Below are 12,760 nucleotides of genomic sequence, written 5' to 3'. Positions count from 1 at the left end.
AAGTAATAATTTACTCAACCATGCCAATGGAGTCTCTTTTCGCTTACTTTTACGCATTATTACAATAAATGTTGAACTATTTCACACTTTGTTATTTTATAACAAAACTGAAAAATAAAAAAGGCCAGTATGTTAACTGGCCTTTTTTTAAATCTTTTTAAGATTAACGGTCGAATTTACGACGCGGTTTATCATCAAAACTACGACGCGGACGATCTTCACCACCGAAGCTACGTTTTGGACGATCTTCGCCACCAAACGCTGGACGCTCACCACGTGGTTTGTCGTCAAAGCTACGACGTGGCTTGTCATTAAAACCACCTTCACGACGTGGACGATCTTCACCACCGAAACTACGTTTTGGACGGTCACCGAAACCACCTTCACGACGTGGTTTATAGTCTACGCGGTTACCACGGTTGTCATCATTTGAATCAAAACGAGGCTTATCGTTAAAACCACCTTCACGACGTGGGCGATCAGAGTTGAACTCGCGACGTGGACGGTCTTCACCACCAAAGCTACGTTTTGGACGGTCTTCAAAACCCCCTTCACGACGTGGGCGATCAGAATTGAACTCGCGACGTGGACGGTCCTCAAAACCACCCTCACGACGTGGGCGATCAGAATTGAACTCGCGACGCGGACGGTCTTCACCACCGAATGGACGATCACCACGTGGTTTGTCATCGAAGCTACGACGTGGACGGTCATCACGACCACCTTCACGACGTTTGAAGTTGCTTTCGCCTTCAAAACGACGACCACCGCCAAAACCGCCACCACCACGACGACCATCACGACCACCGTTGCCGCCACGACCACGACCACCACCGTCACGACCTGAACGAGCAGGAGGTGGAGATGGCTCTAAGCCTTCAATTTCAGAAACACTTAAACGCGCTTCTAAATATTCTTCAAGTGCACGAATCTTACCGCGCTCACGATAAGTCGCTAAAGTAATCGCTTGACCAGTACGACCAGCACGACCTGTACGACCAATACGGTGTACGTAGTCTTCGTGCTTCATTGGTAAGCCGAAGTTAATTACGTGAGAAATAGTTGGTACGTCAAGACCACGAGCAGCAACGTCAGTTGCAACTAAGATCTTCGCACGACCTTCACGGATACTACGTAAACGACGGTTACGAACCGTTTGTGGCATTGCACCGTGAAGTGCAACAACTGAATGACCTGCTTCTGCAAGTTCTTCAGCCAACATATCAGTGTCTTCTTGAGTGCTAGCGAAAACTACAGCTTGATCTAAGTTTTCATCACTTAACCAGTGAGTAAGTAATTTTTTCTTGTGCTCAAAGCCATCAGTCCAATGCAATGTTTGCGTAATATCTGTATTGGTTGAATGACCTGTTTCAATTGCGATACGCATTGGATCTTTCATCATGCATGCTGCAAGACGAATAATACGATCAGCAAATGTTGCAGAGAACATTAATGTTTGTTTACGGTTAGCCGCTAATTCGCTAATTGCTTCTAAGTCTTCAGAGAAACCTAGGTCAAGCATACGGTCCGCTTCATCAACGATTAAAGCATCTACTTGGTCTAATTTAATTTGACGACGATTTACCAAGTCAAGTAAACGACCTGGTGTTGCAACAACAACTTGCGCGCCTTTTAACTGTTGGATTTGTTTAGCAAACGGCATACCACCCATGATGGCAGCAATACGAACACCTTTCATGTGACGTACAAATGCGATTGCATCTTGGCTTACTTGTTGCGCCAATTCACGAGTTGGTGAAATTACTAAAATATTCGGTTGTGTTACAGCTTTCATGCGTTCTTTGAACGGAACGAAAGTTTCTTGACCTGCCAAGTTATTTAATGTCGGCAACAAGAATGCAGCAGTTTTACCAGAACCAGTCTGGCTAGAAACTAAAAGGTCTTTACCTTCTAAAGCTGCAGGAATAGATTGTTCTTGCACAGGAGTCGGGGTAGTAAAACCTAAACCTTCAAGCGCTTGTTGTAAGGTTTCATGCAAAGAAAATTCGGCAAAAGTTTTGCTCATAGAGAGTTTCACCCTAGTGGGTGCTCCATTTTTAATAAGTACAAAATAGACATCGGCACAAAGCGGCAAAGCAAAATTAGCTGAACCTTATTATTCAGCGGCAATCCGAGTAACGACGATGTGGATTAAACGCACGCTTGATTACGGCCGAACCTGAAGAATCGCTGAGCGATCGGGGCGCAAGAAATGGTCCTCTCTATGGACAGCGTGCGCTTACAATGAATAGAACAGAATGTTCAGGTAATGAACGGAAATTTAAGTGCGTGGGCGGATTATAGCAGAAAGAATTTAAAAGTCATGTGTTTTAATCAACTTTATCGTTATTTCTACTATTATTTGTATTTTACCGATCATTAAAAAGTTAAAACCCTCTATAAAAAGAGGGTCTTAACATTGAAAGTATTTCTAAATTATTTTGCAGCTTTGTCCCAAGCAGGAACAACTGTTTGCATTAATGGCTTTAACATTTTAAGTGAACATGCAATCACTTGACCATTTTCAAGTGAATCATTTCCACCACGAGCATCAACCACTACACCGCCCGCTTCTTTAATAATAAGCTCACCGGCAGCGATATCCCATGGTTTTAAACCAAGTTCAAAGAAACCATCGAAACGACCAGCAGCAACATAAGCTAAGTCGAGAGCAGCTGAACCACCACGACGGATTTGAGCACCCGCTTGAGTCACAGCTAATAATGAAGCAAAGTGCTGCTCTGCATAAGATACGATTTCACCAGCACGTTTAGCACGGTAAGGGTGACCTACTGCCAAGAATGTATTTTCTAAGCTATCTTTTACATTTACACGAATACGACGTTGGTTCATTACCGCACCGCGACCGCGACTTGCAGAGAACAATTCGTCACGTACAGGATCGTAAATTACACCGTGTTGAGTAACGCCTTTATGTTGAACTGCAATAGAGATACAGAAATGAGGGAAACCATTAATAAAGTTTTGCGTGCCATCAAGTGGGTCAATGACCCAGCACCAGTCTGCATCATGGCCTTTGCCTTCTTGCAAACCGAACTCTTCACCTAAGAAGCTATGGTTTTTATAACTTTTACGTAACGTATCAATCGTTAATTGTTCTAAATAACGATCTACACGTGTTACCGGGCCATCAATGCCTTTCTCTTCAACTTGCAAATCGAGTTTATGACGATTTTGATGCGCTTTTAAAAGCTCTTGACCAACTGTTTGAGCCGCACGCGCAGCCATAACCACCATAGGTTCCATTGAACACCCACTACAATACAAATTTGAAGATTTTGACAAAGAATAATGCATAAAAGCGCATACATTTTAGCAAATGAATGCGCTTTATGGGAAAAAATGTTTCAAAAATTTTATTAAAGGCTTAAACCACCTGATTTTGCTTAAGCCAAGCTCTCTCAATTGAGTTCAAAATACCCTTAGCATCTAGACCACAATCTTGCAGCATTTGATTATGCGAAGCCTGATGCAGGAATGAATCTGGCAAACCTAAGTTAATGATAGGTTTCACAATTTGCTCTTGTGCCATAAACTCATTCACAGCACTACCTGCACCACCCATAATCGCGTGTTCTTCAACTGTTACGAATAAATGAGTATGTTCAGCCAAGTCTCGAATCATTTGTTCATCAAGCGGTTTTACAAAGCGCATATTTACGACACGCACACCAACATCGTGTTTTTGTGCAAGTTGCTCGGCAGCTTCTATAGCAACCATGACACGGCTACCAAATGCTAGAACTGTAATTTGCTCATCACTATTTGGTTTAATTTCTGCAACGATTTCAGCTTTACCTAATTCAAGAACAGTCATTTCTTTTTGAATTTCAACACCAACACCTGCACCACGTGGATAACGTACTGCGGCAGGGCCATTATAGGCATAAGCTGTATGAAGCATTTGACGACATTCATTTTCGTCTTTTGGCGCCATAATTACCATATTCGGTACAGTACGCATATAGGCATAGTCATATGCACCTGCGTGTGTTGGGCCATCTTCACCTACTAAACCAGCACGGTCGATCCCGAAAGTTACATCAAGATTTTGTAATGCAACATCATGAATAAGTTGATCGTAACCACGCTGCAAGAATGTCGAATAAATTGCAACAACAGGTTTTAGTCCTTCACATGCCATACCTGCTGCAAGCGTCACAGCATGCTGCTCTGCAATGGCTACATCAAAGAAACGTTGTGGGAATTGCTTGGCAAACTTAACCATGCCCGAGCCTTCACACATAGCAGGCGTGATCGCAAGCAAACGCTCATCTTGAGCAGCTTCGTCACACAACCACTCCCCAAAGACATCAGAATATTTAGGTGGTGTTTTCCCGCCTGAAGCAGCATTAATTTTGCCAATCGCGTGGTAAGTAATTGGGTCAGCTTCCGCTGGAGCAAAGCCTTTGCCTTTTTTAGTATAAACGTGAACTAAACGTGGACCTTTACGTTTTTTGAGCGCATTGAACACTTGAACCAACTGAGTGACGTCGTGCCCATCAAATGGTCCAAAATAATCAAAACCAATTGCTTTAAATAGATTATCTGCTGCATCGGTTGCTGATTGGTGTAATCGAGAGTTATAGGTCCATTTTGGGTGTGGCTGAATATAAGCCTCACCATGTTCATCTACATTGACTAAATGACCTTTTTCCCAAATTGCAGCTAAATGCTTAGCAAAGCCACCAGTACTGCAAGAAATTGACATGTCATTGTCATTAAGTACAACAATCAAGTCAGCATCATGTGCGACAGCATCGTTCATGGCTTCAAAAGCCATGCCTGCAGTCATTGCACCATCACCCACAATACAAACAACTTCACATGGATCATTTTGATAGCGGCGTGCAAGTGACATACCCAAGCCAGCTGAAATAGCTGTTGATGAATGCCCTACCCCAAAGGTATCAAAAACCGATTCTTCTCTAGCAGGGAAAGCTGCTAAACCATTTTTTGAACGGATAGTTGTAATTTGTTCACGGCGACCAGTCAGGATTTTATGTGGATATGCTTGATGTCCCACATCCCAAACTAAACGGTCATTTGGTGTATTAAAACAATAATGCAGCGCAACCGTCAGCTCAACCACGCCAAGGTTAGCACCGAAATGGCCACCACTCTGGCCTGCTGCATATAAAATATATTGACGCAACTCATCAGCCACTTGAACCAGTTGACTATGCTCGAGCTGACGTAATTGTTGAGGATGATCAATTGCATCTAACAATGGCGTAACAGGGCGTTGAGTTGGAATTTCGGTATACAACATATGTGGCAAAGCCTTTATAAGCCTGGCAAATCCTAAGCTGGGTCAAAATGGGTCGATCATACAATCGAATGAAGTCACCTTCAATCAGCCACATTTGCGAACGAGATCATGCAAAGCAGTCTCTCATACATTATGGGTATGGTTGGCAGATTATCCTGAATAATCTGACTATTTATCAACTATTATCGTCTTCTTTATACAAAAAAGAAAACCTTAGTGTGCAAAATGATTATGACAATTCGACCAATCTCCCAGCATTACGCTATACTTTAAACCGTTTTCGGTTAAAAGATGAGTTAATCTGTGCCTATAGAGTTCATTGCAACATCAAAACTCCCGACCGCTTTTGGTGAATTCAATATTTCTGTGTTTCAAGATCCAGCAACAGGTGAAGAACATGTGGCACTTTCTAAAGGGTTAGAAAATCCACCAACAGGCCCTGTTTTAGTCCGTGTACATTCTGAGTGTTTAACAGGTGATGCGTTTGCGTCATTGAAATGTGATTGTGGACCACAATTGCAAGCGACTCAAAAACTCATCAATGAAGCAGGACAAGGCGTAATTTTATATTTGCGCCAAGAAGGTCGTGGAATTGGTTTAACCAATAAAATTCGCGCTTATGCCCTACAAGATCAGGGACACGATACAGTAGATGCCAATTTACTACTGAATTTACCTGCCGATGCACGTCGTTACGATATGTGTAGCATCATGCTCGACCACTTAAAAGTAAAAGAAGTAAAGTTAATTACCAACAACCCTTTGAAAATTCAGGCACTCAAAGATCAAGGTATTAACGTTGTAGACCGTGTACCGTTAACTGTAGGTCGTAATCCTTTTAATGAACAATATTTAAAAACCAAACGTGAAAGAATGGATCACCTTTATCAAAAAGATGATTTTTGATTTCAAATCCAAAGTTTAAAAACAATGTCTAAGGGATTTTTTCAAGATTTAGAAAAAATCCCTTACTTTTTTTATGGTTTTATGTTTTGATGTATTTAATTTATATCAATCATCTTTGAGGGTCATTATGCAACATCCGACTTCCACAGATATTCAACGTGTCCGCGAATTTCTCCTCGATTTACAAGCCCGTATTTGCGCTGGTTTAGAACAACAAGAAAAAGCTGGCGGTGGTACGGCAGAATTTATTATTGATGATTGGGAACGTCCAGAAGGTGGCGGCGGTCGTTCACGTGTGCTGCAAAATGGCACAGTGATCGAAAAAGGCGGTGTAATGTTTTCTCACATCAACATTAGCAAACTTCCTGCTTCTGCAACAGAACGTCACCCTCAAATTGCAGGTGCTAAAGCTCAAGCACTCGGTGTTTCTTTAGTTATTCACCCTAAAAACCCAAATATTCCAACCTCTCACGCAAATGTACGTTTATTCGTTGCAGAACGTGAAGGACAAGATCCAATTTGGTGGTTTGGTGGTGGTTTTGACTTAACGCCATTTTATCCAGATGACCAAGATGTTTTAAATTGGCATCAAGCTGCTTATGACCTATGTAAACCTTTTGGCGACAATGTTTACAACGAACACAAGCAATGGTGTGATGACTATTTTTATTTAAAACATCGCGATGAACAGCGCGGTGTCGGTGGTTTATTTTTTGATGATTTAAATTGCTGGGATTTCGAAACTTGCTTTAAATATATTCAAGCTGTAGGCAATGGTTATTTAAATGCCATTTTGCCAATTTTCGAAAAACACCGTGAACAGCCGTATACCGAAGCTCAACGAGAATTTCAGCTTTATCGCCGCGGCAGATATGTTGAATATAACCTCGTGTATGACCGTGGTACTTTATTTGGTCTGCAAACAGGCGGCCGTATTGAGTCGATTTTAGTGAGCTTACCTAATTTAGCTGCATGGTCGTATCGCCCTGAATGGGATGAAGACTCATCAGAAAAACGTTTAACTGACTACTACTTAAAACCTCGTGATTGGTTAGGCTTAAAAGAAAAAGTCGCTTAATTTTTTGTTTTGGAGATTCTTTGGCTTCCACCCTAAAGGATCTCCTTTTTTGTTTTCAACTTTTCTACACCCTCCAAATATTTTTTCTTGTGCCAATTTGACTTATAGTGAGGCCTGCTGAATATTCAGTATAGGCTTTATCTGCTTCATGCCATTTTAAAATTTTGGATACAAGAATGACCAAACAGTTTGCAGTAATTGGCAACCCGATCGAACAATCACGCTCTCCTGAATTGCATCATGCTTTCGCTGAAAAAACAGGTGTTGATCTAAACTATCAAAAACGGCTGGCTTCTCTCGATGGTTTTGAATCGAGCATGCGCAGTTTCTTTGCAGAAGGCGGCAGTGGCATGAATGTTACTGTTCCGTTTAAAGAGCAAGCTTTTGCTTTATGTGATGTGTTAACTGAGCGTGCTCAAATTGCTAAAGCTGTAAATACGTTATGGATGGAAAATGGCAAATTGCATGGCGACAATACTGACGGTCAAGGCTTAGTTGCCGCAATTCAAGCATTAAAATGGAATCTTGAAAATACAACTATTTTAATTTTAGGGGCTGGTGGTGCAACTCGTGGAGTTATTTATCCGCTTGTACAAGCTGGCGCTAAAAAAATCGTTATTGCAAATCGAACTCTGGCTCGTGCAGAGCAACTTGTAGACGACTTAAAAACAGCAGTTCCACAAGCCCAATTACAAGCTATTTCTCTAAATGACTTAGAAGGGAGTTTTGATATTGTAATTAATGCGACATCTGCAAGCCTTTCAGGCGATGCTCTACAACTTCCTGAAAAATTACAATTCAAACATGCTTATGAGATGGCTTATGGCAAACCTTCTAATTTCCTAGATCAAGCAAAACAACGCAATGTGCCTTATGCAGAAGGTTTTGGCATGTTAGTAGGCCAAGCGATTGAAGCTTTTTATATCTGGAATGGTGTAAGACCAGACTTAAAAGATTTCTTATAAACAAAAAAAGAACCTACTTAAAGTAGGTTCTTTTTTTATCTCATTTACTATTTTTTAGCAGCAACCATTTGCTTATAAACATCTCGGAAAATTTCATAATCAATAAATTCATTATGTTCAGGTTTTAACTTCTGAATTGTTTTTTCCGTAAGCTGTTGTTTACGAGCGGCTACATAGACATTCCCTAAAATATCAGCCGTTTCTGATAACAAATGCTTTTCTTCAGCAGAAACACCATTTTGTTTTTCAAATTCTAACTGATACTGTTTTGAGAAAAGTTGAGCTGGCTGTTTATATTGTTTCTGTAGTTTCTGCCAAGCTTCACGCCCTGCTTTACCTTGTATAGTCTCTATTACAATATGATCTACAGCACGACCTAATTCATGATCAAACTGCTCATCTTGCTCAAGATGATGCTTTTGCTGTAAAGCTGTAATACGTTCTAAAGCCTTTCCTTGAGGATTATAAGTATCTTCCTCAGAGAACCAGTAAGCATAAACCTCAGCAATTTCTTGTAGCTGTTGAACAGAGTAATACTTAATATATGACGGTTTTTCGGCAGTCAATTTGGCAATAAATACTGCTTTATAAGTTCTGTCATAAGCATGCGTTGCATCATAGGTTTTATCTGCAAGTACAGCCAGATTTGTATCTAAATCTTGTACATCACTATGTGTGCCTACTGGATGCTCTAACACATCACCTTGACCAAGTTTTTCTCCAAAGCCTTTAATAAAGTTTTCCAGCATAGAGCCTTTACTTGCTTCAGCTACAGACTTGGCTTGTTTAAGTTGCTGCTGATCAATTGAGGTTGCTTTACCGTAGTTTAAAATTTGCATATCCGCTTTAATATTAAAGCTGTGTTTAAACTCAGCTGGCGTATAAGCAACATCATAAGTCATGTTCACTGCACGGCCTTTGTCATCTAAAGCTACATCAATCGTAATTGGATTTCTTTGCTTCGGTAAAGCTTGTTCAATCTCAGCCTTGTGTTTTAGCCATAGTGCTTTGAATGCTTCATCATTGATAAATTGGTTTTGGTTATAAGCTTCAAAAGTTTGTTTTAAAGCATCTCGGCGAGACTTGGTTTGAACTTTTTCAGCACTTGCAGCGCTTTGATCAAGCACATCTATACCGTAGACTTGGCAATAATTAATATCACCTAAAGCAACAGGTTTCTTCAGTGATTTTAATTCAATACATTGATCTTCAGTGAGGTTTACAACATCTTCAGCTTGTGCATCTTGTACACCATCTGCAGCAGCTTCTTCACTGGCATCTTCGTCTTCAGAAACTGATGCATCTGCAGCTTCCGGAGCTTGTGCTGCCGTACTTAAATTATCTTCACCTTCATCATCTGATGAAGAAAGAGCACCATCAAAGTGTGCGTTGATTAAACTATATAGTTCCTGACTTACAGCAGCGGCATCATCCGAAGAAACTTTTTGTTCTTCTTTATCAGCAGCTCCTTTTTTCGCTTCAGCAGTAGCAAGCTCATTGGCTACCTTTTCTGCCATCTTTTCGTTGTCGAAACCTAAAACACTTTTTTGAAGGTACTTATCATTGACCTGACCATACAACTCAACTTCTAAAAGTAATTCTTCAATCGTAGTTTTTAAACGAATTTTATCAACAGCCCCAGCCTTACGATCAGTATCTGTCAGAGATACGCGTTGTAAGTTTTGCGGGTCAGCCAAACGATAAGAGACCGCACTAGATGATTTAACATATTCAATAAACTTCTTCATATCGACATTTTTAAAGAAGTCTTTGTACTTTGAAAAATCAATATAAGCTAAATTGTTTTGATTTTCTTTATTGACTAAATACGGCATTAAACCGAAGTAATTTACGTAAAACTTATAATTTTCTAAATCAAGCACCATTGGCAATTTTGCCTGAACCAATAGCGTTGGCTTTTCATATCTGGCAGTTAGGTTAAATGAGCCCATTTTTTGACGATAATGAATTGAGCCGTCATAGCTAAATTGAAGATCATTTAATAAATTAATTAATACGGCGTTTACTTTGTCAGAACGTGCTGATGAGGTCAGTCCCAAATCGCCTTGTTCATTTGCAATAGCTGCATATAAGGTCTGTTTCTGCGCTTTACTTAAGCTAACTTTTTGCTCACGTAGATACTGATCAACTTTCTTTTGTAATTCAGCATTAAGCTTAGGTGTATTTTCAGCTTTTGAGTTTTGCTTTATTTGTGATGGATCAACCGTAATTTTAAAGTTTCCGCGATAATCGTAACTTGGATATTCATACATCGCGTTAACGCTTTGAATAGCTTTTTGCTCTAAATTCGCAGATGCCACTTGTGGTCGCACACTGTGTTGCGCACATGCCGTCAAGCCCAAACTAAATAAACATAAACTGAGATATTTTAAATGCATAACCTTTTTTAAAACCTTATCGCTTTATCTTTTCAGCAAAACTTGCTAAAAATAAAAAATTAGTTGTTTTTTCACATAAAAGTATAAGACCTGACTTTATCAGAAAATATAATTTCCAGTGTATTTATTTTCGACAAAATTCGCTTTTCTGACATTCTTTTCGGGTGTGATTAACATTGTATTTTTATCATGCGAGTGAATAATCAAATCATCGATTGAGATAATCCCACAATGATTCAAAATTAGGATTAAAGCCATGCCAGCATATAAAGCTCCCTTACACGATATCCGCTTCTTAATGAATGAAGTACTAGACTACCCTGCTCACTATAAAACTTTATCAAATGGTGAAAGCGCAGATCCAGATACTGTAGATATGATTCTTGAAGGTGCAGCCGATTATTGTGAAAACGTACTGTCACCACTTAACCAATCTGGCGATGAAGAAGGTTGCCATTTTGACAACGGCGAAGTAAAAACGCCAAAAGGTTTTAAAGAAGCTTATGACCAGTTCGTAATGGGTGGCTGGCAAGGGCTTTCTTATCCTGAAGAATTTGGTGGTCAAGGCCTGCCAATGTCTTTAAACCTGATCAAATCAGAGATGATGGGTACTGCAAACTGGTCATTTACCATGTACCCAGGTTTAAGTTCAGGTTGTATGAACACTATTTTGCAATTCGGTACAGATGAGCAAAAACAAACATATATGCCTAAACTTGTTGAAGGTACATGGAGCGGCACAATGTGCTTAACCGAACCTCAATGTGGTACAGACTTAGGCCAAGTAAAAACTAAAGCTGAACCTCAAGCAGACGGTAGTTACAAAATCACGGGTACAAAAATCTTTATTTCTGCCGGTGAACACGATTTAACTGAAAACATTATTCACATTGTGCTTGCGCGTCTTCCAGATGCACCAGCGGGTACACGTGGTATTTCTTTGTTTATCGTACCTAAATTTATGCCTACAGCTGATGGCGGTGTTGGTGAACGTAATACAGTGACTTGTGGTTCAATCGAACACAAAATGGGTATTCGTGCTTCTGCAACTGCTGTACTCAACTTTGACAATGCAACAGGTTACCTGATTGGTGAAGTAAACAAAGGTTTACATGCAATGTTTACCTTCATGAACACAGCGCGTATCGGTACTGCAGTTCAAGGTATTGCACATGCTGAGTTATCTTTCCAAGGTGCTCTTCCATATGCTAAAGACCGTATGTCTATGCGTGCGCTTTCTGGTAAGAAAGATCCAGATAAAGTTGCTGATGCAATCATTCACCATGCAGACGTACGCCGTATGCTTTTAACTCAAAAAGCAATCGCTGAAGGCGGTCGTGCAATGATTTACTACGCTGCACAAATCGCTGACAAAATGACAGATGCGTTAACACGTGGTGATCAAGCTGCTTTTGAAGACTACGATGACAAACTTGGTTTCTATACACCGATCTTAAAAGGTTTCTTAACTGAACTTGGTTTAGAAGCTGCTAACCACGGTATGCAAGTTTATGGCGGCCATGGTTATATTAAAGAATGGGGTATGGAGCAAATCGCACGTGATGCACGTATTGCGACCTTATACGAAGGAACAACTGGCGTTCAAGCACTCGACTTAATTGGTCGTAAAGTGTTGTTAAGTTCAAAAGGTAAAGTAGTACGTGAATATACTGCTGAAATCTTAAAATTCTGTGCTGCTCACGCACGTAATAAATACTTACGCCGTTTTGCTTGGGACTTAACCAAGCTTTGTGCGCAGTGGAATACGTTAACAGTTCGTATCATGCTTGCTGCACGTAAAGACCGCGACATCGTATCTTCTGCTTCTGTAGATTTCTTGATGTTCTCAGGCTATGTCATGATGGCTTATTTCTGGGCACAACAAGCTGTGGTTGCTTCTGAAAAATTAGAAGCAGGCAACGGTCAAGAAACTCCTGAATTCTATAAAGCAAAAATTAAAGTTGCTGACTTCTACTTTGACCGTTTATTGCCACGTGCACAAGGTCATGCAGAATCAATGGTGACTACGTCTCGTACACTTACTTCATTACCAGTTGAACACTTTAGTTTCGACTATTAATAATAAGTAAGTATTAAAATCAAAAGAGCGCAATATAAA

8 protein-coding genes are annotated in these 12,760 nt (G+C 40.3%); 4 read left to right on the top strand and 4 right to left on the bottom strand.

Annotated elements, in window-relative coordinates; all coding sequences use genetic code 11:
- Positions 1–163: 163 nt before the first annotated feature.
- From ACH63V_RS05070 to dxs, 3 genes are all read right to left on the bottom strand, one after another.
- Positions 164–2,026, bottom strand: coding sequence for a DEAD/DEAH box helicase (locus tag ACH63V_RS05070; protein ID WP_311069750.1), 1,863 nt, complete (start codon positions 2,024–2,026; stop codon positions 164–166).
- Between the two features lie 410 nt (positions 2,027–2,436).
- Positions 2,437–3,267, bottom strand: a complete 831-nt coding sequence (locus ACH63V_RS05065) for an inositol monophosphatase family protein (RefSeq protein ID WP_000433617.1) — start codon at positions 3,265–3,267, stop codon at positions 2,437–2,439.
- Positions 3,268–3,388: 121 nt separating this feature from the next.
- A complete protein-coding gene (dxs, locus tag ACH63V_RS05060) occupies positions 3,389–5,293 on the bottom strand; it encodes a 1-deoxy-D-xylulose-5-phosphate synthase (protein WP_396462926.1) in 1,905 nt (634 codons plus the stop codon).
- Positions 5,294–5,596: 303 nt separating this feature from the next.
- On the opposite strand from dxs, the gene ribA reads away from it, so the two are divergent.
- From ribA to aroE, 3 genes are all read left to right on the top strand, one after another.
- On the top strand, positions 5,597–6,199 hold the full coding sequence (ribA, locus tag ACH63V_RS05055) for a GTP cyclohydrolase II (protein WP_001121170.1): 603 nt from the start codon (positions 5,597–5,599) through the stop codon (positions 6,197–6,199).
- Positions 6,200–6,326: 127 nt separating this feature from the next.
- Entirely contained in the window at positions 6,327–7,277 is a 951-nt protein-coding gene (gene hemF / locus ACH63V_RS05050; RefSeq protein ID WP_396462925.1) for an oxygen-dependent coproporphyrinogen oxidase, read from the top strand.
- A gap of 176 nt (positions 7,278–7,453) precedes the next feature.
- Positions 7,454–8,242 carry a shikimate dehydrogenase gene (gene aroE, locus ACH63V_RS05045; protein ID WP_396462924.1) on the top strand — a complete coding sequence of 263 codons (789 nt, stop codon included), beginning with the start codon at positions 7,454–7,456 and terminating at the stop codon, positions 8,240–8,242.
- A gap of 47 nt (positions 8,243–8,289) precedes the next feature.
- Here aroE and ACH63V_RS05040 read toward each other — a convergent pair whose 3' ends face one another.
- Complete coding sequence (locus tag ACH63V_RS05040; protein WP_396462923.1) at positions 8,290–10,641, bottom strand: hypothetical protein; 2,352 nt, start codon at positions 10,639–10,641, stop codon at positions 8,290–8,292.
- 256 nt (positions 10,642–10,897) lie between these two features.
- Here ACH63V_RS05040 and ACH63V_RS05035 point away from each other — a divergent pair, with 256 nt between their 5' ends.
- Complete coding sequence (locus tag ACH63V_RS05035) at positions 10,898–12,721, top strand: acyl-CoA dehydrogenase C-terminal domain-containing protein (protein WP_396462922.1); 1,824 nt, start codon at positions 10,898–10,900, stop codon at positions 12,719–12,721.
- Positions 12,722–12,760: the final 39 nt, after the last annotated feature.

The organism is Acinetobacter sp. ABJ-A23_2, from assembly GCF_044538765.1.
Lineage (GTDB): Bacteria > Pseudomonadota > Gammaproteobacteria > Pseudomonadales > Moraxellaceae > Acinetobacter > Acinetobacter nosocomialis_A.
This window is presented reverse-complemented; position numbering and strand designations above follow the sequence as displayed.

Excerpts from the sequence above, each read along its gene's own strand:
- ACH63V_RS05070 (WP_311069750.1), bottom strand. The coding sequence starts at position 2,026 with ATGAGCAAAACTTTTGCCGAATTTTCTTTGCATGAAACCTTACAACAA.
- ACH63V_RS05065 (WP_000433617.1), bottom strand. The coding sequence starts at position 3,267 with ATGGAACCTATGGTGGTTATGGCTGCGCGTGCGGCTCAAACAGTTGGT.
- dxs (WP_396462926.1), bottom strand. The coding sequence starts at position 5,293 with ATGTTGTATACCGAAATTCCAACTCAACGCCCTGTTACGCCATTGTTA.
- hemF (WP_396462925.1), top strand. The coding sequence starts at position 6,327 with ATGCAACATCCGACTTCCACAGATATTCAACGTGTCCGCGAATTTCTC.
- aroE (WP_396462924.1), top strand. The coding sequence starts at position 7,454 with ATGACCAAACAGTTTGCAGTAATTGGCAACCCGATCGAACAATCACGC.
- ACH63V_RS05040 (WP_396462923.1), bottom strand. The coding sequence starts at position 10,641 with ATGCATTTAAAATATCTCAGTTTATGTTTATTTAGTTTGGGCTTGACG.
- ACH63V_RS05035 (WP_396462922.1), top strand. The coding sequence starts at position 10,898 with ATGCCAGCATATAAAGCTCCCTTACACGATATCCGCTTCTTAATGAAT.